Genomic DNA, 24,802 nt, shown 5'->3' on the forward strand with positions numbered 1-24,802 from the left:
CATCATGTCACGATCCCGGCGGTCGCATCTTGAGGTCCTTCTTGACGACCTCGGGGAATATCCACATCGCGACCGTGGCGAACACGCCAAGGAAGGCGACCGCGTAGCTCGGTCCCTGCTGTCCGAGATAGACCATGAAGAAATATCCGCAGGCCGCCGTGGCGAGGCACGCCAGCGACAGCATGAGCTTGATGTGGCTCGGCATCGAGACCTCCCTTTAGGTCATCCAGATGTGGAACGACGGCGCCGCTACGCCGACCAGCAGCGCGAGTGCCGCGATCATGGCGCAACAGGAGAGCCGCAATCCCGCGCGCCCGTCGCGCCACCATTCCGGCAGCGCCTGAAACAGCCCGGGCAGGAACAGAAACAGCACCCCACCCACGACGACGACGGTGGTCCAGCGCAGCTCGACCAAGGCGAATACCAGCGTGCCGGCGAGCAACATCGCCCACAATACGGTGGTCATCGTCACCGGCAGAATTGCGCGTCCGCGCAGCGGATACATCCCGGCCAGTTGCAGGAAGCCGATGCAGCACACGCTCCACAATAGGCCGAACCAGGCGAGGCCGGCGAGATTGGGTTCAAGCTGCGGCATGCGGCACCGATTGCTCCTTCACCACGACCCGCGGCGTCCGCACCGTCCGTCGCATGTCGGTCTTCACGTAGCGCGTGCTGTAGCCGTTGAAGACGTGGCCAAGCAGGCCGCGATTGAGATCGGAGGTGCCGAACACATAGTCCATCACCGGGAAGGTCAGGTTCATGTTCCGCTCCATCATGATCGACTGGTTGTGATGGGCGGTATGATGCCGGCGGATGGTGTTGACGAACGGCATGTTGCGCACGAAGGCATTTTCCTCGACGTGGCAGCAGAAGTGCATGAATTCGTAGATCAGGTACATCGACGTGGTCGTGGTGATCAAAAGCCAACCGGTATTGGCCGAGATCACGAGCCCGGCGGCGATCGCCGGCGGGATCGACATCAGGGTGAACACCACGAGCGCATAGGGCGGGAAGAAAGTGACGCGCCAGTCGTGGTGATCGGCGAAGCGCATCTCCTCCTCGGTGAAGAACTGATGATGCATCAGCGTGTGGCGGCTGTAGATCGCGCGCAGCAGCGGCACATTCGAGGGCCTGTGCATGACGAAGCGATGCACCGCCCATTCGAAGAAATTCGCAATCAGGAACACCACCGGGATGGTGAGGTACTCCCACCATCTCACGTCGTGCACATTGGCCAGATAGACGTACAGCGCCGTGAAGCCGATCGTGTAGATCAGCACGACATGCAGCCAGCCATTGTACCAGCCCACCACGCGCTCGCGGTAGGTCGCGCGATATTTGCGCTGGCGGTCGGTCATCCCTGTTGCAGCCAACTCCATCGCGGATCCTCCGTCGTTCGTTATCTGACATATCAGTAGCACATCAGACACCAAAGGCAAGCCGCCTTACGCCCCTTCCCGCCGACCTCGGCGGCAAGGCCAGATAGGGGCCCAACAAAAAAGCCGCCCCGGACGATGTCCGAGGCGGCCTGTGGTCTTCGAAGGATCAGGCGATCAGAGCAGTCCCGCGCCGCGGGCCCACTTGTACTTGGCGCCCAGCACCTCGACCGGCAGCTCGGTCGAATAAGCATAGGCCGGAATGCCGTTCTGGTAGAGATATTCGGCGGCTTCCTCGACCTCGACGTCGCCGGCGAGCGAGGCCACGATCGGCTTGACGAAGCCCTTGGCCTCCATCTCCTTCTTCACCTCGACCATGTTGCGGGCGAACACCATCGGCGGCGTCACGATGGTGTGCCAGTAGCCGAGGATCAGCGCGTGGATGCGCTCATCGGAGAGACCGAGCTTCACGGTGTTGACGTAGGTGATCGGCGGCTCGCCGCCGGTGATATCCACAGGATTTCCAGCCGCGCCGAACGGCGGGATGAATTTGCGGAACGCCGCATCGAGATCCGGCGGCATCTGCATCAGCGACAGGCCGTTGTCGACCACGGAGTCGGAGAGCAGCACGCCGGAGCCGCCGGCGCCGGTGATGATCAGGACGTTCTCGCCCTTCGGCGTCGGCAGCACCGGCACGCCGCGGGCGAACTCGAGCAGCTGCCGGAGCGAGCGCGCGCGGATCACGCCGGACTGCTTGAACACGTCCTCGTAGATCTTGTCGTTGCCGGCGAGCGCTCCGGTGTGCGACGAGGCTGCCTTCGCACCCGCCGAGGTGCGGCCGGCCTTCAGCACGACCACCGGCTTCTTCTTGGAGACGCGCTTGGCGGCCTCCGCGAAGGCACGGCCGTCCTTCAGGTCCTCGCAGTGCTGCGCGATCAGGTTGGTGTTGGGGTCCTGCTCGAAGAAGGCGAGCAGATCGTCCTCGTCGATGTCGGACTTGTTGCCGAGGCCGACGATCGCCGACACGCCCATCTTGGCCGAGCGCGAGAAGCCGATGATCGCCATGCCGATGCCGCCCGACTGCGACGACAGCGCGGCATGGCCCTTGACATCATAGGCGGTGCAGAACGTGGCGCAGAGATTGGCCGGCGTGTAGTAGAAGCCATAGATGTTCGGCCCCATCAGGCGGATGTTGTACTTCTTGCCGACCTCGACGATCTCGGCCTGCAATTCGGGCGCGCCGGCTTCGGCGAAGCCCGAGGGAATCAGCACGGCGCCGGGGATTTTCTTCTCGCCGCATTCGGCGAGCGCGCCGGCGACGAACTTCGCGGGGATCGCGAACACCGCCGTGTCGATCACGCCGGGCACGTCCTTGACGCTCTTGTAGGCCTTGTAGCCGAGAATCTCCGCGGCCTTCGGGTGGATCGGATAGATCTCGCCCTTGTAGCCGCCGTTGATGAGGTTCTTCATCACGGAGTTGCCGATCTTGCCGTCCTCGGCCGAGGCGCCGATCACGGCAACGCCCTTCGGCTGCATTATGCGGCTCATCGCGGCGACGATCTCTTCGGTCGGACGCGGCGCCGGGCGCGGCTTGTAGTCGAAGTCGACTACGATGCGGACGTCGGCCGCGATCGCGTTCTTGCTGGTGGCGAACACCGGATTGAGGTCGAGCTCGACGATCTCGGGGAAATCGCTGACCAGCTGCGACACCTTGACGATGACGTCGGCGAGCGCCTCGCGGTTGACCGGATCACCGCCGCGCACGCCCTTCAGCATTTCATGCGCCTGGATGCCGTCGAGCATCGACAGCGCGTCGTCCTTGGTCGCGGGCGCGAGGCGGAAGGTGATGTCCTTGAGGATTTCGACCAGCACGCCGCCGAGACCGAAGGCGACCAGCTTGCCGAACGAGCCATCGGTGATCGAGCCGACGATCACCTCGGTGCCGCCGCCCAGCATCTGCTGGACCTGGATGCCCTCGATCTTGGCATCGGCCTTATATTTCTTGGCGTTGGCGAGAATGGTCTCGTAGCTCTTCTCGGCGTCGGCGGCGCTCTTGACGCCGACCACGACGCCACCGGCCTCGGTCTTATGGAGGATGTCGGGCGAGACGATCTTCATCACAACAGGGAAACCCATGTCGGAGGCGATCCGGGCGGCCTCGGCGGCCGACTTGGCAACGCCTTCCTTCGGCACCGGAATGCCGTAGGCGTCGCAAACCACCTTGCCTTCGGGCGCGGTGAGGCTCGTGCGCTTGTCGGCCCTGACCGCATCGAGAATTTTGCGGACCGCATCCTTCGAATTTGACATTGGCTTCCTCCTGGGACAGATTTCGTGGCATTTGGTATGCCAAAAACGTAATTGTCAAGGTCGGTCGACGATCAAAAATACCGAAAAATATGGGCAGCTTGACATTCTGGTATTTGGCATGCCAAAAATCTAAGGTAATTTCTTCTGCTAAGAAGACGTCTCCAAGAGGAGGAGACGAGTCGTGCCAGAACCGAAACAGACCAAGGCGTCGCCCACCATGGCTGACACAGATATCGCCATCGTCCGGATCGCCCCGGAGACGAGCTTCAAGAACAAGGCCTATGAGGCCTTGAAGGAAGCAATCCTGAAGATGGACATCTACGCGACGCCGGAGCCCGTGATGCTCGACGAACGCGCATTGTCCGAGCGCCTCGGCGTCAGCCGCACGCCGATCCGCGAAGCGATCGCGATGCTCGAGCAGGACGGATTCGTGAAGACCGTGCCGCGCCGCGGCATCGTCGTTGTCCGCCGCACCAAGGCGGAGATCGTCGACATGATCCGCGCCTGGGCGGCACTGGAGAGCATGGCGGCGCGCCTGATCACGACCACCGCGCGCAAGAAGGACATCTCGGCGCTGCGCGACTTCTTCAAGGACTTCAGCGACGATCGCCTGCCGCAGGATCACGTCGAGGAATATTCCAAGGCCAACATCGCCTTCCACCAGGCGCTGATCTCACTGTCGGAATCGCCTGTGCTGGTCGACCTCACCAATGACCTGCTGCTGCATGTGCGCGGCTATCGCCAGCTCACGATCGGCCGCAAGGACCGCACCGCGACCTCGCTGCCCGAGCATCTCGGGATCATCGAGGCACTGGAAGCGCGCGACACCGAGCTCGCCGAGAAGCGCGCGCGCGATCACACGCTCGGCCTTGCCGCCTATGTCGAGGCGCACGGCCAAGAGTTGTTCACGTAGAGAGCTGTTCACGTAAGTTTGAGAGTCCACACCCGCTTCAGACGACAATCAGATCGTCCGAACAAAGAACGATCAGGGAGACGATGCCGATGCTGAATACCGCCACCAAGTCCGAGGCACCGGGCACCGAGCAAGAATTGACCGATGGCTTCCATCTCGTCATCGACGCGCTCAAGCTCAACGGCATCGACACCGTCTACGGCGTGCCGGGTATCCCGATCACGGACCTGGGCCGCATGGCCCAGGCGGCGGGCATTCGCGTGCTCTCGTTCCGCCACGAACAGAATGCCGGCTACGCGGCCTCGATCGCCGGCTTCCTGACCAAGCGTCCCGGCGTCTGCCTCACGGTCTCGGCGCCCGGCTTCCTCAACGGCCTCACGGCGCTCGCCCACGCCACCACCAACTGCTTCCCGATGATCCTGATCTCGGGCTCGTCCGAGCGCGAGATCGTCGACCTGCAGCAGGGCGACTATGAGGAGATGGACCAGCTCGCGATCGCCAAGCCGCTGTGCAAGGCGGCGTTCCGCGTGTTGCACGCCCAGGACATCGGCATCGGCCTTGCGCGCGCGATCCGCGCCGCGGTGTCGGGCCGTCCGGGCGGCGTCTATCTCGATCTGCCCGCAAAGCTGTTCGGCCAGGTCATGGACGCTGCGGCCGGCGAGAAGTCGCTGGTCAAGGTGATCGACGCGGCGCCCGAGCAGATCCCCTCCCCGTCATCAGTCAAGCGCGCGCTCGAGGTTTTGAAGAACGCAAAACGCCCGCTGATCATCCTCGGCAAGGGCGCGGCCTATGCGCAGGCCGACGAGGCGATCAAGACTTTCGTCGAGAAGAGCGGCGTGCCGTTCCTGCCGATGAGCATGGCCAAGGGCCTGCTGCCCGATCTGCATCCGCAGTGCGCGGGTGCTGCGCGCTCGACCGTGCTGAAGGAAGCCGACGTCGTCATGCTGATCGGCGCCCGCCTCAACTGGCTGCTCTCGCACGGCAAGGGCAAGACATGGGGTGAAGCTCCGAAGAAGTTCATCCAGGTCGACATCGAGCCGAAGGAAATGGATTCCAACGTCGAGATCGTCGCCCCCGTGGTCGGCGATATCGGCTCCTGCGTGTCCGCGTTCCTCGATGCGATGGGCGCGAACTGGTCGGCCGCACCGAGCGACTGGCTCGCGACCGTAGCCAAGAAGCGCGACGACAACGTCGCCAAGATGGCGCCGAAGCTGATGAGCAACGCCTCGCCGATGGATTATCACGGTGCGCTCGGCGCGCTCCGCGCCATCATCGCGGAACGTCCGGACACCATCTTCGTCAACGAGGGCGCCAACACGCTCGACCTCGCCCGCGGCGTCGTCGACATGCACAAGCCGCGCAAGCGGCTCGACGTCGGCACCTGGGGCGTGATGGGCATCGGCATGGGCTATTCGATCGCGGCCGCGGTCGAGACCGGCCTGCCCGTGCTCGCGGTCGAAGGCGACAGCGCGTTCGGCTTCTCGGGCATGGAGGTCGAGACCATCTGCCGCTACAAGCTGCCGATCTGCGTCGTGATCTTCAACAATGACGGCATCTATCGCGGCACCGACGTCAACAGCGCGGGCGACGATCCGGCGACCACCGTGTTCGTCAAGGGCTCGCGCTACGACAAGATGATGGAAGCCTTCGGCGGCGTCGGCGTCAACGCCACTTCGCCCGACGAGCTGAAGCGCGCGGTCAATGCGGCGCTGGATTCCGGCAAGCCGACCTTGATCAACGCGGTGATCGATCCGGCGGCAGGCTCGGAGAGCGGCCGCATCGGCAACCTCAATCCCCAGAGCGTTCTGAAGAAGAAGTAACCCCCTAACCCCAATCACTCCCTGCGGGTGCAGGGGCATAAAGAGTACGGAGCATACATTATGACCAAGGCGCTCAAGGGCGTTCGCATTCTCGATTTCACCCACGTCCAGTCGGGTCCGACCTGCACGCAATTGCTGGCCTGGTTCGGCGCCGACGTGATCAAGGTCGAGCGTCCCGGCGTCGGCGACATCACACGTGGCCAGCTGCAGGATATCCCGAACGTGGACAGCCTGTATTTCACCATGCTGAACCACAACAAGCGCTCGATCACGCTCGACACCAAGAACCCGAAGGGCAAGGAAGTGTTGACCGCGCTGATCAAGCAGTGCGACGTGCTGGTCGAGAATTTCGGCCCCGGCGTGCTCGATCGCATGGGCTTCCCCTGGGAGAAGATCCACGCCATCAACCCGAAGATGATCGTCGCCTCGATCAAGGGTTTCGGCCCCGGCCCGTATGAGGATTGCAAGGTCTACGAGAACGTCGCGCAGTGCACCGGCGGCGCCGCCTCGACCACCGGCTTCCGCGACGGCCTGCCGCTGGTCACCGGCGCGCAGATCGGCGACAGCGGCACCGGCTTGCATCTCGCGCTCGGCATCGTCACCGCGCTCTACCAGCGCACCCATTCGGGCCAGGGCCAGCGCGTCACCGCGGCGATGCAGGACGGCGTGCTCAACCTCGCCCGCGTCAAGCTGCGCGACCAGCAGCGCCTCGCCCACGGCCCGCTCAAGGAATACAGCCAGTTCGGCGAAGGCATTCCGTTCGGCGATGCCGTGCCGCGCGCCGGCAACGATTCCGGCGGCGGCCAGCCCGGCCGCATCCTGAAGTGCAAGGGCTGGGAGACCGACCCGAACGCCTACATCTACTTCATCACCCAGGCTCCGGTCTGGGAGAAGATCTGCGACGTGATCGGCGAACCGACCTGGAAGACCGATCCGAACTACGCCAAGCCGCCGGCCCGGCTGCCGCGGCTCAACGAGATCTTCGCCCGCATCGAGCAGTGGACGATGACCAAGACCAAGTTCGAGGCGATGGAAATCCTCAACAAGGACGACATCCCCTGCGGTCCGATCCTGTCGATGAAGGAGATCGCCGAAGACCAGTCGCTGCGCGCCACCGGCACCGTGGTCGAGGTCGATCACCCGACCCGCGGCAAGTACGTCTCGGTCGGCAACCCGATCAAGCTGTCGGATTCGCCGAGCGACGTTCAGCGCTCGCCGCTGCTCGGCGAGCACACCGACGAGATCCTGCGCGAGGTGCTCGGCTTCAGCGATCACCAGGTCGCCGAGATCCACGACTCCGGCGCGCTCGACCCGCCGCGCAAGCAGGCGGCGGAGTAAAGGCAGCGCTCAATCAAAACGACAAATGGCCGCGGGAAACCGCGGCCATTTTTGTTTGGGCTGGTCTGCCCGCCGCATCAATAGCCGACATTGGTGAGCTCGATGCCTCGTGTTCGCCCAGGGCGAGATGCGGACAGCCCATCCAGCTTCTGCGACAATAGCCCGTTCGATCATCCGCCGGCACCGCCGGGCACTGCCCGCGATGGTGCGACCGGTCAATTTCTGCGCGCGGCGTCGGCCGCGCCTGACGCCAAAGGTATGCCGGATGAGCGCGTCGATCTCGGCGGCGCAAGATCCTGGATAAAGTCTCTGAGTGCCTCGGTATCGAACGGCTTGCGGAGTATTTTTAGACTTGGCGGAGCTGCTTTTGCGGCGTCGCTGTATCCGGTCGTAAGGGCTATCGGCAAACCGGGGTAGCGCGACCGAACTTCTCTCGCGAGCCCGACGCCGTCGATGGTCCCCGGCATGACGATATCGCTGAAGACGAGATCGATCCTTGTACCGGTATCGAGCAGTTTCAACGCAGCTTCGGCCGAATCTCGATAGATGGTTTCATAACCCAGATGCTCGAACAGCGAGGATGTCACATCCGCCACCTCGGGGCTGTCATCGACAACGAGAACCGTCTGCCGCGGCGGCTGCCTTGGCCTTGCCCGCGCAGCGGCGAGCTCCTTGCTGGTGATCTGCTCGTCCGCACAAGACGGCAGATAGATTGTAATCGTTGTTCCTTGTCCAACCTTGCTGTCTGCCGTCACCGTTCCGCCCGCCTGGTGCGCAAAACCATAGACCTGGGACAAACCGAGCCCGGTCCCCTTTCCGACCTCCTTGGTCGTGAAAAACGGATCGAACATCTTGGACAGAAGATTTGGCGGAATACCGGTGCCCGTATCGCCAAGAGCTATCGCAAAGAAGGCCTTCCCGCGGCGATCGCCGCCGGCTTCCTGCCCTGCCGTCACCGCGTGGACGGATAACGTGAATGTGCCGCCGCTCGTCATCGCATCTCGCGCATTGACGGCGATGTTGACGATCGCAAGCTCCAGCTCCGCGAGGTCAACCTTGACCGGCGAAACATCGTCGCCAACGTTTTCGTTGTACACGATGTTCCCGCGCAGCGAGCTCTCAATCATGGTCCGCATGTTCTTGATCGACGCGTTCAGATCAACGACCGTCGGGCTGAGATGCTGGTGACGAGAGAACGTCAACAATTGGCGCGTGAGACTTTCGCCGCGTTTGGCCGCGGTTTGTATGGCTTCGATGGCCTTTGGCAGTTTTGGATCAAGCAGGCGTTGAAATATCTGGGCACTGCCTCCGATGATCATCAATAGGTTGTTGAAGTCGTGCGCAATCCCGCCCGTCAGCTTGCCGATTGCCTCCATCTTCTGAGACATCGCGAGTTGTTCGCGCGCCTGGACCAGCTTCTCCTCCGCGTCACGGCGCTCCGTCGCATCGCGCAGGATACTGATAAAGCCGATCAGATTTCCTGCGTCATCGTGGCTCGAAGAGACTGAGCCCGTGATGAAAAATGGCGTACCATTCTTCCTGATACGCCAACCCTCTACCTCATACTTGCCGCTTTCGATTGCCGATTCCAGCGCGTGTGTCGGTGAACCCGCGCGGCGCTCATCCGGCCGATAGAATATCCCGAAGTGCTTGCCTATGATTTCTTCCGAACTGTAGCCGATGATCTTTTGAGCGGTGCTATTCCAGCTCGTCACGTGTCCTTCTCGATCAAGCGCAAAAATTGCGTAGTCCACAACGCCTTCGATGAGGGTCTGGAAGTGCCGTCTAATGTTGTCGAGCGCCAACGCTTTGCGTTCAAGTTGACCGTTCAGCTGGCCCTGGACAGAAAGCAAATGGGCTTCTCTGGCCTGGCGCGTCGCGGTTGCCGCGGCCAGGGCAAGAGGAGGCGCCGATACGAGGATCGAAAGCACGAACAGGGATAACAGGGCTCCGTTCGGATCGATTTTCGGAAATGGATCATTCCCGACCGAGACCCCCCACACGGCAGTTCCGATGAAAATCAACGCGGCCGTCGCCACGGTGCATCGATCGCCGCGCAGACCGGCCCAGATCAAGGGCAGTAGAACCAGAAAGCCCAGAAGGCTCCGATGTGGCAGCAACACGTCGAGGCTGTTGCTGACGAGATCGCTACCGATCAGCGGGCTGTAAGCAGCGAGCCCGACGATGGCGGCGAGAGCAGCGACCGCGATCGACTCCAACAGAGTCCATTTGGAAGCAATGCGTAAGGGCATCGTCGCCCAGAGCACGATGACCGGAGCAATCACCAGGGCCCCGGCGGTGTCCGCAAGCCACCAGGTCAACCCGGCGACGACGGAATCGGAAAAGCTCGATTCGTTGGCGAGCGTGAAGCCGGCCAAGGCGATGGCCGAACTGATCATCGTGGTCGGCGCAAGGGAAGTGATTGCAAACTTTGCGACACCGGATGGTGTGGCAAAGGTCTCCCGGCCGTTCGACCAGCGGCCGATCAGCCATGTCCCGGCACATGCGGCAAGGACGCTGCCGATCCCGGCGGCGCCGATCTCGAGGAGCGATCGGTCGGCCATGAGGTAAGGAGCGAGTGCCCCCGCCAGGATCGCGGGCCAGATCCGGTAGCCGCGCAGCAGCACCAGCGCGAGCGCAACCCCGGTTGGTGGCCATAGCGGTGTCGCGGTTGGATTTATTGCGGGAAGGAATCGCGCGGTTTCGGCAAGACCAGCATAAATTGCGGCAACTATCAGGAATTCGACCGCGTAGGTCGCAACGCTCCGCGCGTCGCCAAAAGCGAAAATCCCGGCCTTGGCGAACGTTGCCCTTTCCATCGCGAGCCTTTGCAGTGGGCATCTCAAGAATGCGGATGCAGTTTTGACCAAAACATGGCCGCATGATCGTGAGTAACGAGGCGCTAGGCAACTTCGGAACGAGAGGTCATCGGGCAGCACCGTTGACCTAACGGCAGTGGTACACTACGCGCGGCGGTATCCTGACTACGAATCGGTCCGCTCCCGCTGCGTGTCGGAGAGATCATCAGCAATCATTTTCCCTGTTGGCGCAAGAACTCGCTGTCGTTCTCATGATCGCTTCGGGTAAGAAGCGGACCTTGGCGCCATTGCATCTTATTTGGGCAAAACAGGCAAACCAGAAGAACAAGTTGAGAGGCCGTGAGATCATCGGCATCTAACGGAGCCGCTTGACGCACAGGAAGATAGAATAAACTGAAGCCGGCACTCGCACCGATAGCAAGGCAAACCGGAATCGAACGCCGCGAACTTTGCTCGGGCAGCGTCTCGACGAACTCGGCGATTGATTGCCCGCCGGCTCAACTCCCCTCGCCGCCTTCGGCCTCACCCTCATCACCCGGCACATATTCCAGAATATCGCCCGGCCGGCAGTCCAGCTCGCGGCAGATCGCCGACAGCGTCGAGAAGCGCATCGCCTTGGCCTTGCCGGTCTTCAGGATCGAAAGGTTCTGGATCGAGATGCCGATCGCGTCCGCGAGGTCTCCGAGGCGGCGCTTGCGCTTTGCGAGCATGACATCGAGGTTCACCACGATGGGCACGGGCATCACCCTCAGATCGTCAGATCGTTTTCGGACTGCAACAGAATGGCGTGCTCGAGCACGAATTTCAGCGCCATCAGGAACACGCCGCCTGCGATGGTGCCGACATCGAGGTTGTAGTTCAGCAGCAGGAACTTGATGTCGCCGATCCGGTACAGGACGTAGATCACCGCGTTGGTGGTGAGCGTATCGACGAACGGCCAGACCACCAGAAAGATCCCCATCCACCAGACGCCCTGCAGCGTCTCGGACACGAAGATCCGGCCGTTCGCGAATCGGTTCACCATGCGATGAAGCATGCCGATCAGCACGGCGTAAAACGATACCCCAAGCGCAAACAGCGACCAGAACAGCAGCCGGCCCAGGGACGACATGGTGAGCGGGTTGGCGACGATGCTGGCGCACTTCGCCTGCTCGCCGCTCAGGCTTTCCGCAATCGTGGTCGGGGCGGTCATGGTGCGGTGATAGGCCAGCCACAGCACCACCGGCAGCGCGGCCCAGATCACCCAGAACGCCCGATCGAGCCGGCGAAACCAAAGCTGGCGCTGCTCGCGAACCGATTTCCTCATCACATCCATCCGAAAATTTTTTGCCCCTGCAGGCCGTTACGGCCTGAAAGCATCATGCTGCGGTAATGTTGTTGACTCAACCTTAAACGCGATTTATTTCATGTTTATCATGAAATTTTTCATGAAGAAGGTGGATGATGACGTTACCCCCAGATAATGACGGCCTCGCCAAGGCGCTGAACAAGGCCCTGAAACAGCTGATCCACGCTCACCTTACGCGCCGCCTGATCGTTGCGGCATTCCACATTCCGCTGCTCGGCAGCGCCGCCGATGCCGCCAAGGCCACTGACAAGGCGAGCGATCCGGCCGGCGTCTGGCTGACCCAGTCCGGGGACGCCAGGATCAAGGTCCACCGCTGCGGCAGCGCGCTGTGCGGCCGCGTGGTCTGGCTGAAGGAGCCGACCGACAAGACGACCCGCAAGCCGCAGCTCGACGACAAGAATGCCGATCCGGCGCAGCGCACCCGGCCGGTGATGGGCATCTCGCTCTTCATCAACATGCAGCCCGCAGGCCCGAACAAATGGGCCGGCCGGATCTACAACGCCGATGACGGCAAGACCTATGAGAGCTCGGTGACGCTGGTGTCGTCACGGACGCTGAACGTTCGCGGCTGCATGGGAACGCTATGCGCGGGCGAAGACTGGACGCGGTGAAGGGATCTGGCCCCGACCCTTCATCGGCCAAGAAGAAAAGCGAACCCATTCACTCAAGGCCGCCCCGTTTGGGCGGCCTTCTTTATGTTGGCAATGAGAGCGTCGGTCCGGCCGCATTGGAAATGCACCGCCCGCAAGGGCGGCAGGATCCTCTGCCGGTGACGGCCCGCGATCGCCCCGGGCTTGCCGCTGTTTCCATGCGCTCCCGGTCAATCTGGGATGCCAGCCGGCCTACCCTGTTGCGCTGCAACATCGCGAATGCTGCTATGCAAACAAATCCGTTGCGCCTGGCATCTGGTATACATAATTTGACCCCAGATGATGAGCCGGCCCATTGCTGGCCTCCAGTGAAAGGGGACACCAATGTCCAAGACCACTGCGATCAAGACGACTGCTATCGCCCTCGCGCCCTCCTCCACCCTGTTCGGCCGCCTGCTGGCTTCGATCGATCGCCTCTTGATGAAGAGCGCGGAAATCTCGAACCGCAATGGCGACCTGCCGCGCCTTGGCCTCTGAGCCAGACGACTCCTTGCGATTGCTCGCGCGCTTCACCGAGGCGCGCGTCGCGACATCGGACCTGGCATTCAACCTTCGACCAATGGCCCCGAATTTCGGGGCCATTTCTTTGCGCGCTGAACTACTCTCACCGCGATGACCGCCTGAGTCCTCTGCGGCATATGCGCACGCGACCTCTGCGACAGCTTGAACCTTGGCATATCAAATACCAAGATGATCGAGCCGCGCCACAAGCAGAATGACAAAGCGCGCACTGGGAGGATCAATGTCGGACATGGTTCAGGCAACTGCGGCCCCCGCGGCCGCGCGTGTCAGCGATACCTATCGCTGGACGCAACTTGCGATCGGCGTCGCCGCGATGGTGATGATCGCAAACTATCAATACGGGTGGACGTTCTTCGTCCCCGACATCCAGAAGAAGTTTGGATGGGATCGCGCATCGATCCAGTGGGCCTTCACACTCTTTGTGCTGTTCGAGACCTGGCTGGTGCCGGTCGAGGGCTGGTTCGTCGATAAATACGGTCCGCGCCTCGTCGTGCTGATCGGCGGAATCCTCTGCGCGATCGGGTGGGCGATCAACGCGCAGGCGACCTCGCTGAACGGCTACTATCTCGGCATGATCATCGCAGGCATCGGCGCCGGCGGCGTCTACGGCACCTGCGTCGGCAACGCGCTGAAATGGTTTCCCGACAAGCGCGGACTTGCGGCGGGCATCACCGCAGCCGGCTTCGGCGCGGGCTCCGCACTGACGGTGGCGCCGATCCAGGCGATGATCAAGGAGTCCGGCTTCCAGACCACCTTCCTCTATTTCGGTCTCGGCCAGGGCATCATCATCGTGCTGCTCGCCTTCTTCCTGCTCGCGCCGAAGGCCGGTCAGGTGCCGGCCGTCGTGCAGAATGCCAACATCATCCAGACCCGGCGCAATTATCAGCCGACCGAAGTGCTGCGGCAGCCGATCTTCTGGCTGATGTACTTCATGTTCGTGATCGTCGGCGCCGGCGGCCTGATGGTGACGGCGAACCTGAAGCCGATCGCGGTCGACTGGAAAGTCGACAGCGTGCCGGTCACGCTGATGGCGGTGACGATGACGGCCGTGACCTTCGCGGCCACCATCGACCGCGTCCTCAACGGTCTGACGCGTCCGTTCTTCGGCTGGATCTCCGACATGATCGGCCGCGAGAACACGATGTTCATCGCCTTCGGCATGGAAGGCTTCGGCATCTGGATGCTCTACCTCTGGGGCCACGACCCGGTCTGGTTCGTGCTGCTCTCGGGCTTTGTGTTCTTCGCCTGGGGCGAGATCTACTCGCTGTTCCCTTCGACCTGCACCGACACGTTCGGCGCCAAGTTTGCGACGACCAATGCCGGCCTGCTCTACACCGCGAAGGGCACCGCGGCGCTGCTGGTGCCGATCGCCAACTACATGCAGCAGTCGTCGGGCAATTGGGACAACGTGTTCATCATCGCGGCCGGCGCCAACATCCTGGCCTCGCTGCTTGCGATCGCCGTGCTCAAGCCTTGGCGGAAAATCGTGGTCGAGAAATCGACGGCGATGGCTTAGGCAACGCGCCACCCCCAGTTGACGAAAGCGCCCGGTCAAACGCCGGGCGCTTTTCATTTTGCAGCGTCGATCGCAACCCCATCAGCCCAAAGTATGCCAGTTTTGCTGCGATGCAGCAGAAAGATGGGCTTGCTTTCTGGAATATAGTATACCAACCTCCCATTAAGCGCTTGCGACGATACGCCACAAGAATTGCGACACTGGGTCACAACAAGACCGGCGCGCTCGGGAGGATTTGATGGTTTCCAGCAATGCTGCCGTAACACAAGCACAACCTTCGTCCAGTGGCTTCCGCTGGCTGCAGCTCGTCATGGGCATCGTCTGCATGGCGATGATCGCGAACCTGCAATATGGCTGGACGCTGTTCGTCGATCCGATCGACGGCGCGCACCACTGGGGCCGCGCGGCGATCCAGTTCGCGTTTACGATCTTCGTGGTGACCGAGACCTGGCTGGTGCCGGTCGAGGCCTGGTTCGTCGACAAATACGGTCCGCGGATCGTTATCATGTTCGGCGGCGTCATGATCGCGCTCGCCTGGGTGCTGAACTCCTACGCCGACTCGCTCACCGTGCTCTATGCCGCGGCTGTCGTCGGCGGCATCGGCGCCGGCTCGGTGTACGGCACCTGCGTCGGCAATGCGCTGAAGTGGTTTCCTGATCGCCGCGGCCTCGCCGCCGGCGCAACCGCGGCCGGCTTCGGCGCGGGCGCTGCGCTGACCGTGGTGCCGATCGCCAACATGATCGCCTCGAGCGGCTACCAGACCGCGTTCTTCGATTTCGGCATCGGGCAAGGCCTGATCGTGTTCCTGCTCGCCTTCTTCATCCAGAAGCCCGCGGTCTCGATCCCGCCGAAGAAGAAGCAGCTCAATTTGCCGCAGACCAAGATCGACTTCACGCCGCCGCAGGTGCTGCGCAGCCCGATCTTCTGGGTGATGTATCTGGTGTTCGTGATGGTTGCCTCCGGCGGCCTGATGGCGGCGGCGCAGATCGCGCCGATCGCGCACGACTACAAGATCGCCAACACGCCGGTCTCGCTCGCCGGCTTCCAGATGGCCGCGCTGACCTTTGCGATCTCGCTCGACCGCATCTTCGACGGCTTCGGACGGCCGTTCTTCGGCTGGGTCTCCGACAATATCGGCCGCGAGCACACCATGTTCATCGCGTTCGGCACCGGCGCGCTGATGCTGCTGACGCTGTCGACCTGGGGCCACAACCCGCTGGTCTTCGTACTGGCGACCGCGGTCTATTTCGGCGTCTTCGGCGAGATCTACTCGCTGTTCCCGGCGACCTGCGGCGACACGTTCGGCGCGAAGTTCGCGACCACCAACAACGGCATGCTCTACACCGCCAAGGGCACCGCCGCGCTGCTGGTGCCGGCCGCCAGCATCGTTGCCGCCAGCTATGGCTGGCAGGCGGTGTTCGTGATCGCGGTTGCGCTGAACGCCACCGCGGCGCTGATGGCACTGTTCGTGATCAAGCCGATGCGCCGCGCCTTCATCAACGGCAACGAGGCGGCCGCGGCCGCCGAAACCGCGACGAACGCCAAAACCGCCTGACCCCCAAATTTCTCCCTCGGACTGCTTGAGGCGCACTTCGGTGCGCCTCTTTCTTTTGGCGCAATCAGGGATGCCAGATACCAAGAACCAACAGGCGGGCCTTTAGCTTGGCCGCTCGCGGACGCTCACAATCGTCCGAAGTGTCAGCAAACCTGCCTATTTAAGCTGTTTGCCGGTGGTAGATTTCCGCGACCGCTCTATTGACAACTGGTATCTTGTATACCAGAATCCTGTCAACGATAACCAAGGAGGTTGCCATGCAAGTCGGAGATATCCTGCGCAAGAAGACCCCTCGCGTCGCCACGGTTCGCATGAACGAGACGGTGGCGATCGCCGCGCAATTGATGCGCGCCAGCAATATCAGCGCGCTCGTGGTCAAGGATGTCGTTCGCACCGAAGGCAACACCGCTGTCGGCATGTTCACCGAGCGCGACGTGGTGCGCGCGATCGCCGAGCATGGCGCGGCCGGCGCCAGCATGAAGGTGTCGCAGCTGGTCTCGGTGCAGCAGCTGGTGTCATGCACCTCGAGCGACACGCTCGAGCACATCCGTCATCTCATGACCAAGCACCACATTCGCCACGTGCCCGTGATCGACAATTACAGCCTGATCGGTGTCGTCAGCATGCGCGACATCGCGGCCGCGTTCGACGAGGAAACCGCCGCGGCGAAGAAGGACGCTGTGCCGGCGTAACAAGCATCTCCGTTATCGTGTTTTCAGTCAGGCGCTGCGTGTTCGCTCAGCAGCGCCTGAGCAAGTGACGAAGACTTCTGCCCCACCCTCGCCTGACCGCCGCGCCCCGCCATTTCCGCATGGGCGCGCCGCAGGTCGCCGGTAGACATTTGCCGGACAGGACTGCATCCTTCCCTCGAGATCCAAAAACAACACCGTGCGCGACCGTCCGCGTCGCGGAAAATTCCGATGGAAACGAGGGCAGAATGATCAAGACACGCTTCACCGAGATGTTCGGCGTCGACCACCCGATCGTGCAGGGCGGCATGCAATGGGTCGGGCGCGCGGAGCTGGTTGCCGCCGTCGCCAATGCCGGCGCACTCGGCATGATCACCGCGCTGACGCAGCCGACGCCGGACGATCTGCGCAAGGAAATCGCGCGCTGCCGCGAGCTGACCGACAAGCCGTTCGGCGTGAACCTGACCATCCTGCCCGCGATCAAGCCGCCGCCTTACGCCGAGTATCGCCAGGCCATCATCGAGAGCGGCATCAAGATCGTCGAGACCGCCGGCAACAAGCCGCAGGAACATGTCGACGAGTTCAAGAAGCACGGCGTCAAGGTGCTCCACAAATGCACCAGCGTCCGCCACGCGCTGTCCGCCGAGCGGATGGGCGCCGACGCGATTTCGATCGACGGCTTTGAATGCGCCGGCCATCCCGGCGAGGACGACACCCCCGGCCTGATCTTGATTCCGGCCGCCGCCGACAAGGTGAAGATCCCGATGATCGCCTCGGGCGGCTTCGGCGATGCCCGCGGCCTCGTCGCAGCGCTCGCGCTCGGCGCCGAAGGCATCAACATGGGCACCCGCTTCATGTGCACCAAGGAGAGCCCGATCCATCAGCTGGTGAAGGAACGCATCGTCGCCAATGACGAGCGCGAGACCGAGCTGATCTTCCGCACCATGCGCAACACCTCGCGCGTCGCCAGGAATGCGATCTCGACCAAGGTCGTGCAGATGGAGAAGGAAGGCGCCAAGTTCGAGGACGTCCGCGAGCTGGTCGCCGGCGCCCGCGGCAAGATGGTCTACGCGACAGGCGATGCCGACGAAGGCATCTGGTCGGCGGGCCAGGTGCAGGGCCTGATCCACGACATCCCGTCCTGCGCCGAACTGATCTCGCGCATCGTCCACGAGGCGGAAGCGATCATCCGCGAGCGGCTGGAGACGATGATGTCCGGCGCCAAGCGCCAGGCCGCGGAGTAGACTTCAAGTCGTAATCCGTCACCCTGAGGAGGCCGCGCAGCGGCCGTCTCGAAGGGTCGACGGCCACCGGCCGGACCGTTCATCCTTCGAGACGCGGCGAAGGCGCCGCTCCTCAGGATGACGGAACACATCTATTCCACTGGTCCACGATATTCGTCTCGCGTCAGACGACAGCAACGAGAGAAGCCCATGAAAGCTTATGTGTACGGAGCCAACGGCCCTGAAATCACCGACGTTGCGAAGCCCACCCCGAAGGGCACCCAGGTGCTGGTCAAGGTGCATGCCTGTGGGCTGAACCGCGCCGATCTCGGCATGACCAAGGGCCACGCCCACGGCGCGGCCGGCGGCGTCGGCACCGTGCTTGGCATGGAATGGGCCGGCGAAGTCGCCGAGCTCGGCCCCGACGCCAAAGGTGTCAAGGTCGGCGACAAGATCATGGGCTCCGGCGGCGCGGCGTTCGCCGAATACACGCTCGCCGATCACGGTCGGCTGTTCCGCAGCCCGTCGAACATGAATTTCGACGAGGCCGCCACCCTGCCCGTCGCGCTCGCCACCATGCACAATGCCGTCGTCACCAACGGCGCGTTGCAGGCGGGCCAGACCGTGCTGATCCAGGGCGCGAGCTCCGGCGTCGGCCTGATGGCGATGCAGATTGCAAAACTGAAGGGCGCGAAGCTCGTGGTGGGGTCCTCGACCGATCCGATGCGCCGCGGCCGCTTGACGGAATTCGGCGCCGATCTCGCGGTGGATTCCAAGGATCCCGGCTGGGTCGATCAGGTGCTGCAGGCGACGGGTGGCGAAGGCGTCGATCTGATCGTCGATCAGGTCTCCGGCCCGGTCGCCAACCAGAACCTCAAGGCGACCAAGGTCAAGGGCCGCATCGTCAATGTCGGCCGGCTCGGCGGCACCCATGGCGACTTCAACTTCGACCTGCACGCCGCGCGCCGCATCCAGTATATCGGCGTCACCTTCCGCACCCGCTCGATCGAGGAGATCAGAGAAATATTCGACGAGGTGCGCAAGGACATCTGGCCCGCGGTCGAGGCGCGCAAGCTGCAGCTGCCGATCGACCAGGTCTACAAATTCGCCGACATCGGCAAGGCGTTCGAACGCATGGAAGCCAACAAGCACCTCGGCAAGATCGTGGTGACGCTGTAAGGTGAGGTGCGTAGGATGGGTAGAGCGCAGCGAAACCCATCAATCGGAGCCACACAGTGAGATCACGGGTTGCGCTCACTCTACACATCCTACGATATTGAGGCAGCCGCTTGGGGATACCACCGTTGGCTAATCCCGCCCATTTCAACGACCCTGACTACGTCGCAGACTGCATATTGCTTGGAACGGTCTATTCGACTTCGACGGTTGCGAAGCCGTGGGTCCCTCTCGAACTGCTACGGGAACGTTTCCAGCAGGTAGGCGCCACTCCGGCCCAATTCGAGGCCGCATTGCGCTACGCTTTTACAGTTGACTGGCTAATCTTAGACGACGCTGGCACTTCTGTTGATTTCGGCCGAGCCGGGTTCGAACTCTACTCTTAGTCTTAGTGCGTGGGGAGCCCGTAGGAGGAGAGAGCGAAGCGAAACCCATCAATTGCATCTGCGCGTTGAGACGATGGGCTTTCGCCGCGCTCTACCCATCCTACGGCCGTACTGCGGAAGAGAAGCGCGATCTAACCGCTCTGCGCCGCGCGATAGAAAGCTCGGACCTTCGCCAAGTCCTTTGAGTGGGTCCCCTCGCGGTCGGTCTTCGTTTTTGAGTCAACGCCCGCAGGCTGGACCGACCGGATGGCTTCTTTGACGTTGTCTGGTCCGAGGCCACCAGCGAGTATGACCGGAGTACGGACAGACTCGACAATCGTTCGACTGATGCTCCAGTCATGCGTCACGCCCTGCGCACCGATCTGGATGTCACCAATGCGATGACTATCGAGCAGCAGCCACTCGACAATTCCATCATATGTGCGAGCCAAGTCCACCGCCGCCGGTCCGGTTACAGGTATGCTGCGCATGAATTTGGTTGTTGGCAGCGACTTTCGTAGCGCCATGACATGATCAGGCGTGATCAATTCGTTTGACGCGCCAAGATGCACGATGGGCGGATCAAGCTCCCTGACCATCCGTTCGATGAGAACGACATCCGCCGAGAGGAACAGCGCCGAAAGCACGGACGGCGCCCGGATCGCTTTCATGACAGCCGCTGCTTTGTGAACCGGAAGTTCGCGGGGGAAGGCGCCATCGCCGACAAGCACACCGACATGATCCACACCGATTGCGGAAATCGCCTCGGCTTCGGACGGTGTCACAACTTCATAGATTTGCGTCAGCATTGTTCTTGCATTTGCTGCTACACACCTGAATAGGAGCGACGGCCCTGCCTTTGGTCAAGAGCCGGTTCAGCCGACCGGTCCGGGACTCCAATAATCCCCCGCAAGCGGGCTAACCTTTACATCGCGAATAACTCCGAGCTCCAAACTTGGATCGAAATAGCGCATCGTCCGCTCATTGAGGTCAATGATGCGGCCAGGCCTTAGCGGCCCCACATCATTTATCTTGACGATGACCTTCTTGCCTACAGCCTCGACCAGGGCATATTTCGGCCTCGCGCCGAATTGGACCCCACCAAACTTCCGACGCAGACTTGTCTTGATGGCAGCCGCCCAGACCGAGCGATCATAGCGCTCGCCGGACGCTGTGCTCGGACCGCCCTCCTCCTTGCCGGGCTTGAACGGATCGTACATGGACGCTGCGCCAACGATCGCATCCCCACAAGCCGCATTGACGACGGCGCTTGAATGAACCGCATTGATTTCACTTCCAGCAGCGCGGCCAAAAATCGCGAGCGCAACTACGGCGCCACAAACTGCGGCGCTCGAGCCGAACAGCATCATAACTCCTACTGATTTTTTCGATCGTTCGGTTCCCGATTCCGCAAAACATGGTCGAGCGAACGCGGAGGGCGCTACTCGGGCCAATTCTTTGCGGATTCGTGCCAATTCCGGCGACGGAACCATTGCGGGAACCAGGCGGTCCCACACAGTGTTTTTAGTTCTCGCCGACTAAGACAGAGAATGCGTCAGCAGCATGACTGAATGGATCTTCTTCGACGGCGCGGAAAGGGCATACTGGCGTCACCTTCCGCACCCGCTCGGTCGAGGAGATCCGCGCGATCTTCGACGCTCCGTAGGATGGGTAGAGCACAGCGAAACCCATCGATTGTGTCCGCATGGAGAGATGATGGGTTTCGCTGCGCTCTACCCATCCTGCACACCAGTCCGCCTTACGTGCTCGGCCTCATCTGCGTGATGGCGACGCCGGAGATTGCAAGCAGTCCACCGACAATCAGCTTCGGCGTCACGCTGTCGCCGAGGAACATCACGCTCGAGATCAAGGCGAACACCGGAACCAGCAGGCCGAAGGGGGCGATGCGGTCCATCGAGCAGCGCGCGATCAGCCAGAACCAGAGGCCGAACCCGACAATCCCCCCGATAAAAATGGTGTAGGCCAGCGCCAGCCAGCCGCGTCCATCCGCCGTGGCAAGGCTCGCCGCTTGTCCATACTCAAGCAGCAGCGACATCAGCAGCACCTGCGGCACGGTGAGCAGCGACGACCACCCCATCAACATCAGCGGGTCAAACGGGCCGTAACGTTTGGTCAGGACCGTGGACACCGCGAATGCGAAGGCGGCTCCGACCACAAGCAGCAGCGGCAAGGCGTTCGCCGACCGGCCGGGCTCCGCTGTCAGCACCACGCCGGCGAACGCAAGCACCACGCCGGCAGATGTGACGAGCGACGGCCGCTCCGCCAGCAGCGGCCAGGCCAGCAGCACGGTGAAGGGCGGCGCAAGTTGATAGGCGACGGCCGACATGCTTCCCGAGCCAAGCCCGAGTCCGACATAAAACAGCCCGAAGTTCAGCCCGCCGAGAAAGAGCGAGATAACTGCGATCGGGCCGAGCTGTTGGCGCGTCGGCGCTTTGACGAACGGGACAAGCAGGAGCGCCATCGCCAAAAAGCGCAGCGCGAGGAAGAACAGCGGCGGAAATTCCGTCACGCCGACCTTGATGACTACGAACTGGTAACCCCAGAGCAAGGGAACGGCCACCGCGCAGACGATCTGGATGGCAGACATGGCATCTTTCCTTTCAAGACCGATCGGTCTATATATCGGCACGCCAATAGCGAAGGCGTCCACGGGTTCCTTACCGGAGGAAGCGATCGAGCAGCGCGTCGGCGGTGGCTTGCGACGTGCTCCGCGCCGGAGCCGTTTTGGCGACCACGCGCAGCCCCCAAAGGAAACAGATCAGAATTCGGGCGGCACTCGACGGCTCGACGCCAGCGGCCAACTTGCCCGCGGTCTCCGCACGGGAAAATGCGTCCGCCACCCTGGCCTCCATGATCTTGAAGAAGCTCGCGAAGCGACGACCAACTTCGGCATCCTGGCCAGCCAGTTCCATCGCCGTCGCCACCAACAGGCAGCCGCGCCGGCCATTGGCACCGCACGCGCGCTCGACGTAACCGGCGAGATAGGCCCGCAGGCCATCGACCGGATCTCTGCCTGGATCGAGTTCGTCATCCATCCGGGTCAGGGCATCGGCAATGTAGCGATCGAGTGCGCGCAGGAACAGCGAGTGCTTGTCGCCGAAAGCGGCGTAGAGGCTGCCGCGCGAGAGTCTTGTCGCACGCAGCAGGTCCGGCAGCGCGGTGGCATGATAGCCGCGCGACCAGAACACATTCATCGCGCGCTCGACGGCGGCGTCCATGTCGAAACTTCGCGGGCGACCACGGGGCGCCTGCATGGTGATCTGGCGGCTCATCACGGATATATAGACCAATTGGTCCATATATCGCAAGGGATCGTTTCAGTGATTTTCGACTGCCGCGTAAGATGGGTCGAGCGGAGTGCGGGTGGCTTTCCCTTCGTCATTCCGGGGCTCGCGCAGCGAGAGCTGCGGAATCCTTTCCACCACTTCCGCAAGGCTCGGAGGAAATGCGCCGCGAGAACGAGGACGTATGGTTGACACGTCGCGTAACAATTGCGCACGGGAGCCAGGACGACGGCGTGATTTCGGTGCAATGATGCAATTGCAACTGATTGGCGATTGCGTGTTTGGGAACGACACTTGATGTTCACGGTTGGCCTGCTACACCGCCGCCCATGAACTCTTCCAGCACCAGCGCATCCAGCACCAAGACATCCGTCGCCGCGATCTCGATCCTCGCCAGCGGCAGCATGGCCGCGGCGAAGTTCGTCGTCGGGATCGCGATCGGATCGCTGGCGCTGATCTCCGAGGCGCTGCACTCGACGATCGACCTGGTCGCCACCATCATCACCTGGGCGGTGGTGCGGGTGTCGGACCAGCCGGCCGACGCCGAGCATCATTACGGCCATGGCAAGTTCGAGAGCGTCTCGGCGCTCGGCATCATCGCCCTGCTCTATGTGCTGGCCGGCGGCATCCTGGTGCAGGCCTACAGCCATTTGCGCGAGGGCGCGCCGCCGCCGTCGATCTCGGCCATCCCCTTCATCGTCCTCGTCCTCGATATCGGCGTCAATTTGTGGCGCGCCCGCGCGCTGCATCGTGCCGCGCGCGACACCAAGAGCCAGGCGCTGGCCGCCGACGCGTTGCATTTCGCTTCCGACGTGATGGGCTCCGCGGCCGTGATCGTCGGCCTGGTGCTGGCGGGCTTCGGCTTCTGGTGGGGTGATGCGGCGGCGGCCATCGCGGTCGCCGTGATGATCGCCCTGCTCGGCCTGCGCATGGCCCGCGAGACCGTCGAGACCCTGCTCGACCGCGCCCCCGAAGGCGCGCTGGAAAAGGCCACCGCCGCCATCAAGGCGGTGCCTGGCGTGGTCGACGTCGACCGCCTGCGGGTCCGCATGGTCGGCGCCACGCATTTCATCGACGCCATCGCCAAGGTACCGCGCACCTACCCGATCGACCGCGTCGAGGACATCAAGCGCCGGGCGCAGGCCGCGATGACCAAGACGTTCGGCGATGCCGACCTCACCTTCACCGCGGTACCGGTGGCGCGCGACAATGAGAGCGTGCGCGAACGCATCATGGTGATCGCGCGCAACTCCGGTCTCGCCATTCACCACGTCACCGTGCACGACATCGGCGGCAAGCTGATCGTCGGCATCGACCTCGAGGTCGACAGCGACATGGCGCTTGACGCCGCCCACGACATCGCCCACGAGCTCGAGCGCGCGATCCGCGAGGATTTTGGCGAGGACGTCGAGGTCGACACCCATATCGAGCCGCTCGAGCCGGAGCTGCCGTGGGGAACCGACGCCGCACCCGATCGCATCGAAGCCATCAAGGCCGCGCTGGCCGGCTTTGCCGATGGCGGCGCGATCCATGACATCCATAATGTGCGGGTCCGCAACACCGACGCCGGCGAGATCGTCAACTTCCATTGCCGCGCCGCGCCCTCGCTGAGTGTGATCAAGGTGCACGAAAGCGTCGACGAGATCGAACGCAAGCTGCGTCGCACGTTCCCCACCGTGAAGCGTGTGATCAGTCACGCAGAACCGGCGCGCGCGTAAATCTACGGAGCCGTTCCTGTTTCGGACTCACTTTGCGCGACCTGATTCTGTTTTGGACAAGAATTATTTCGTATTAACGAATCGTTGACTCTCGACAGTCTCGGAAATCTGGATTCAAATGATCATGATTCGGATGCATCGTGGGGAGCATCCGATCCGGGT

22 protein-coding genes are annotated in these 24,802 nt (G+C 62.5%); 11 read left to right on the top strand and 11 right to left on the bottom strand.

The features are described from left to right. Nucleotides 1–7: 7 nt before the first annotated feature. The 4 genes from XH92_RS29725 to XH92_RS29740 all read right to left on the bottom strand — a co-directional run bounded on the left by XH92_RS29725 (nt 8) and on the right by XH92_RS29740 (nt 3,683). Nucleotides 8–205: a hypothetical protein gene (locus tag XH92_RS29725; RefSeq protein WP_024579640.1), complete on the bottom strand. Its 198-nt coding sequence runs from the start codon at nt 203–205 to the stop codon at nt 8–10. Nucleotides 206–217: 12 nt separating this feature from the next. Beyond that, nucleotides 218–595, bottom strand: a complete 378-nt coding sequence (locus XH92_RS29730) for a hypothetical protein (protein ID WP_194455300.1) — start codon at nt 593–595, stop codon at nt 218–220. Then, nucleotides 582–1,379, bottom strand: a complete 798-nt coding sequence (locus tag XH92_RS29735; protein WP_194455301.1) for a sterol desaturase family protein — start codon at nt 1,377–1,379, stop codon at nt 582–584. Before XH92_RS29735 ends, XH92_RS29730 begins: the two co-directional genes overlap by 14 nt. 174 nt (nt 1,380–1,553) lie before the next feature. Continuing rightward, complete coding sequence (locus tag XH92_RS29740) at nt 1,554–3,683, bottom strand: acetate--CoA ligase family protein (protein ID WP_194455302.1); 2,130 nt, start codon at nt 3,681–3,683, stop codon at nt 1,554–1,556. Between the two features lie 217 nt (nt 3,684–3,900). On the opposite strand from XH92_RS29740, the gene XH92_RS29745 reads away from it, so the two are divergent. The 3 genes from XH92_RS29745 to frc all read left to right on the top strand — a co-directional run bounded on the left by XH92_RS29745 (nt 3,901) and on the right by frc (nt 7,754). Beyond that, nucleotides 3,901–4,596: a GntR family transcriptional regulator gene (locus XH92_RS29745; protein ID WP_050387017.1), complete on the top strand. Its 696-nt coding sequence runs from the start codon at nt 3,901–3,903 to the stop codon at nt 4,594–4,596. 89 nt (nt 4,597–4,685) lie between these two features. Further along, on the top strand, nt 4,686–6,416 hold the full coding sequence (gene oxc, locus XH92_RS29750) for an oxalyl-CoA decarboxylase (protein ID WP_194455303.1): 1,731 nt from the start codon (nt 4,686–4,688) through the stop codon (nt 6,414–6,416). A gap of 60 nt (nt 6,417–6,476) precedes the next feature. Next, nucleotides 6,477–7,754 carry a formyl-CoA transferase gene (gene frc / locus XH92_RS29755; RefSeq protein WP_050423978.1) on the top strand — a complete coding sequence of 426 codons (1,278 nt, stop codon included), beginning with the start codon at nt 6,477–6,479 and terminating at the stop codon, nt 7,752–7,754. A 215-nt stretch (nt 7,755–7,969) separates the two neighbouring features. Here frc and XH92_RS29760 read toward each other — a convergent pair whose 3' ends face one another. The 3 genes from XH92_RS29760 to XH92_RS29770 all read right to left on the bottom strand — a co-directional run bounded on the left by XH92_RS29760 (nt 7,970) and on the right by XH92_RS29770 (nt 11,879). Continuing rightward, entirely contained in the window at nt 7,970–10,573 is a 2,604-nt protein-coding gene (locus XH92_RS29760) for an MASE1 domain-containing protein (RefSeq protein WP_194455304.1), read from the bottom strand. Nucleotides 10,574–11,070: 497 nt separating this feature from the next. Continuing rightward, nucleotides 11,071–11,316 (bottom strand): helix-turn-helix transcriptional regulator, encoded by a 246-nt coding sequence (locus XH92_RS29765; RefSeq protein WP_210345484.1) that lies wholly within the window; start codon nt 11,314–11,316, stop codon nt 11,071–11,073. A 5-nt stretch (nt 11,317–11,321) separates the two neighbouring features. After that, nucleotides 11,322–11,879 (bottom strand): DUF2975 domain-containing protein, encoded by a 558-nt coding sequence (locus XH92_RS29770; protein ID WP_194455305.1) that lies wholly within the window; start codon nt 11,877–11,879, stop codon nt 11,322–11,324. A gap of 134 nt (nt 11,880–12,013) precedes the next feature. Here XH92_RS29770 and XH92_RS29775 point away from each other — a divergent pair, with 134 nt between their 5' ends. The 7 genes from XH92_RS29775 to XH92_RS29805 all read left to right on the top strand — a co-directional run bounded on the left by XH92_RS29775 (nt 12,014) and on the right by XH92_RS29805 (nt 19,255). Beyond that, nucleotides 12,014–12,532, top strand: coding sequence for a DUF2147 domain-containing protein (locus XH92_RS29775; RefSeq protein ID WP_194455306.1), 519 nt, complete (start codon nt 12,014–12,016; stop codon nt 12,530–12,532). A gap of 363 nt (nt 12,533–12,895) precedes the next feature. Beyond that, on the top strand, nt 12,896–13,048 hold the full coding sequence (locus tag XH92_RS29780) for a hypothetical protein (RefSeq protein ID WP_194455307.1): 153 nt from the start codon (nt 12,896–12,898) through the stop codon (nt 13,046–13,048). A 265-nt stretch (nt 13,049–13,313) separates the two neighbouring features. Continuing rightward, nucleotides 13,314–14,609, top strand: coding sequence for an oxalate/formate MFS antiporter (oxlT, locus tag XH92_RS29785; protein ID WP_194455308.1), 1,296 nt, complete (start codon nt 13,314–13,316; stop codon nt 14,607–14,609). A gap of 238 nt (nt 14,610–14,847) precedes the next feature. Next, nucleotides 14,848–16,164: an oxalate/formate MFS antiporter gene (oxlT, locus tag XH92_RS29790; RefSeq protein WP_194455309.1), complete on the top strand. Its 1,317-nt coding sequence runs from the start codon at nt 14,848–14,850 to the stop codon at nt 16,162–16,164. A 257-nt stretch (nt 16,165–16,421) separates the two neighbouring features. Next, on the top strand, nt 16,422–16,856 hold the full coding sequence (locus tag XH92_RS29795; RefSeq protein ID WP_194455310.1) for a CBS domain-containing protein: 435 nt from the start codon (nt 16,422–16,424) through the stop codon (nt 16,854–16,856). Between the two features lie 245 nt (nt 16,857–17,101). Beyond that, the gene (locus XH92_RS29800) at nt 17,102–18,097 is read left to right on the top strand and encodes a nitronate monooxygenase family protein (RefSeq protein WP_194455311.1); all 996 of its coding nucleotides are present in this window, start codon (nt 17,102–17,104) and stop codon (nt 18,095–18,097) included. Nucleotides 18,098–18,286: 189 nt separating this feature from the next. Further along, the gene (locus XH92_RS29805) at nt 18,287–19,255 is read left to right on the top strand and encodes a zinc-binding dehydrogenase (RefSeq protein ID WP_194455312.1); all 969 of its coding nucleotides are present in this window, start codon (nt 18,287–18,289) and stop codon (nt 19,253–19,255) included. A gap of 514 nt (nt 19,256–19,769) precedes the next feature. Here XH92_RS29805 and XH92_RS29810 read toward each other — a convergent pair. From XH92_RS29810 to XH92_RS29825, 4 genes are all read right to left on the bottom strand, one after another. Then, on the bottom strand, nt 19,770–20,426 hold the full coding sequence (locus XH92_RS29810) for a phosphoribosylanthranilate isomerase (RefSeq protein ID WP_194455313.1): 657 nt from the start codon (nt 20,424–20,426) through the stop codon (nt 19,770–19,772). 66 nt (nt 20,427–20,492) lie between these two features. Further along, nucleotides 20,493–20,987: a septal ring lytic transglycosylase RlpA family protein gene (locus XH92_RS29815; protein WP_194455314.1), complete on the bottom strand. Its 495-nt coding sequence runs from the start codon at nt 20,985–20,987 to the stop codon at nt 20,493–20,495. A gap of 389 nt (nt 20,988–21,376) precedes the next feature. After that, the gene (locus tag XH92_RS29820; protein ID WP_194461482.1) at nt 21,377–22,225 is read right to left on the bottom strand and encodes a DMT family transporter; all 849 of its coding nucleotides are present in this window, start codon (nt 22,223–22,225) and stop codon (nt 21,377–21,379) included. Between the two features lie 70 nt (nt 22,226–22,295). Further along, nucleotides 22,296–22,892, bottom strand: coding sequence for a TetR/AcrR family transcriptional regulator (locus XH92_RS29825; protein WP_194461483.1), 597 nt, complete (start codon nt 22,890–22,892; stop codon nt 22,296–22,298). 359 nt (nt 22,893–23,251) lie between these two features. Here XH92_RS29825 and XH92_RS29830 point away from each other — a divergent pair, with 359 nt between their 5' ends. After that, on the top strand, nt 23,252–24,640 hold the full coding sequence (locus XH92_RS29830; RefSeq protein ID WP_194455315.1) for a cation-efflux pump: 1,389 nt from the start codon (nt 23,252–23,254) through the stop codon (nt 24,638–24,640). The last annotated feature ends 162 nt before the right edge of the window (nt 24,641–24,802 follow it).

Origin of the sequence: Bradyrhizobium sp. CCBAU 53421, from assembly GCF_015291625.1 — a bacterium.
Classification (GTDB): Bacteria; Pseudomonadota; Alphaproteobacteria; order Rhizobiales; family Xanthobacteraceae; genus Bradyrhizobium.

Excerpts from the sequence above, each read along its gene's own strand:
- XH92_RS29795 (WP_194455310.1), top strand. The coding sequence starts at position 16,422 with ATGCAAGTCGGAGATATCCTGCGCAAGAAGACCCCTCGCGTCGCCACG.
- XH92_RS29810 (WP_194455313.1), bottom strand. The coding sequence starts at position 20,426 with ATGCTGACGCAAATCTATGAAGTTGTGACACCGTCCGAAGCCGAGGCG.
- XH92_RS29815 (WP_194455314.1), bottom strand. The coding sequence starts at position 20,987 with ATGATGCTGTTCGGCTCGAGCGCCGCAGTTTGTGGCGCCGTAGTTGCG.
- XH92_RS29740 (WP_194455302.1), bottom strand. The coding sequence starts at position 3,683 with ATGTCAAATTCGAAGGATGCGGTCCGCAAAATTCTCGATGCGGTCAGG.
- XH92_RS29805 (WP_194455312.1), top strand. The coding sequence starts at position 18,287 with ATGAAAGCTTATGTGTACGGAGCCAACGGCCCTGAAATCACCGACGTT.
- XH92_RS29760 (WP_194455304.1), bottom strand. The coding sequence starts at position 10,573 with ATGGAAAGGGCAACGTTCGCCAAGGCCGGGATTTTCGCTTTTGGCGAC.
- XH92_RS29800 (WP_194455311.1), top strand. The coding sequence starts at position 17,102 with ATGATCAAGACACGCTTCACCGAGATGTTCGGCGTCGACCACCCGATC.
- oxc (WP_194455303.1), top strand. The coding sequence starts at position 4,686 with ATGCTGAATACCGCCACCAAGTCCGAGGCACCGGGCACCGAGCAAGAA.
- XH92_RS29745 (WP_050387017.1), top strand. The coding sequence starts at position 3,901 with ATGGCTGACACAGATATCGCCATCGTCCGGATCGCCCCGGAGACGAGC.
- XH92_RS29770 (WP_194455305.1), bottom strand. The coding sequence starts at position 11,879 with ATGAGGAAATCGGTTCGCGAGCAGCGCCAGCTTTGGTTTCGCCGGCTC.
- XH92_RS29730 (WP_194455300.1), bottom strand. The coding sequence starts at position 595 with ATGCCGCAGCTTGAACCCAATCTCGCCGGCCTCGCCTGGTTCGGCCTA.
- oxlT (WP_194455309.1), top strand. The coding sequence starts at position 14,848 with ATGGTTTCCAGCAATGCTGCCGTAACACAAGCACAACCTTCGTCCAGT.
- XH92_RS29780 (WP_194455307.1), top strand. The coding sequence starts at position 12,896 with ATGTCCAAGACCACTGCGATCAAGACGACTGCTATCGCCCTCGCGCCC.
- XH92_RS29765 (WP_210345484.1), bottom strand. The coding sequence starts at position 11,316 with ATGCCCGTGCCCATCGTGGTGAACCTCGATGTCATGCTCGCAAAGCGC.
- XH92_RS29775 (WP_194455306.1), top strand. The coding sequence starts at position 12,014 with ATGATGACGTTACCCCCAGATAATGACGGCCTCGCCAAGGCGCTGAAC.
- XH92_RS29820 (WP_194461482.1), bottom strand. The coding sequence starts at position 22,225 with ATGTCTGCCATCCAGATCGTCTGCGCGGTGGCCGTTCCCTTGCTCTGG.
- XH92_RS29830 (WP_194455315.1), top strand. The coding sequence starts at position 23,252 with ATGAACTCTTCCAGCACCAGCGCATCCAGCACCAAGACATCCGTCGCC.
- XH92_RS29735 (WP_194455301.1), bottom strand. The coding sequence starts at position 1,379 with ATGGAGTTGGCTGCAACAGGGATGACCGACCGCCAGCGCAAATATCGC.
- oxlT (WP_194455308.1), top strand. The coding sequence starts at position 13,314 with ATGTCGGACATGGTTCAGGCAACTGCGGCCCCCGCGGCCGCGCGTGTC.
- XH92_RS29725 (WP_024579640.1), bottom strand. The coding sequence starts at position 205 with ATGCCGAGCCACATCAAGCTCATGCTGTCGCTGGCGTGCCTCGCCACG.
- frc (WP_050423978.1), top strand. The coding sequence starts at position 6,477 with ATGACCAAGGCGCTCAAGGGCGTTCGCATTCTCGATTTCACCCACGTC.
- XH92_RS29825 (WP_194461483.1), bottom strand. The coding sequence starts at position 22,892 with ATGCAGGCGCCCCGTGGTCGCCCGCGAAGTTTCGACATGGACGCCGCC.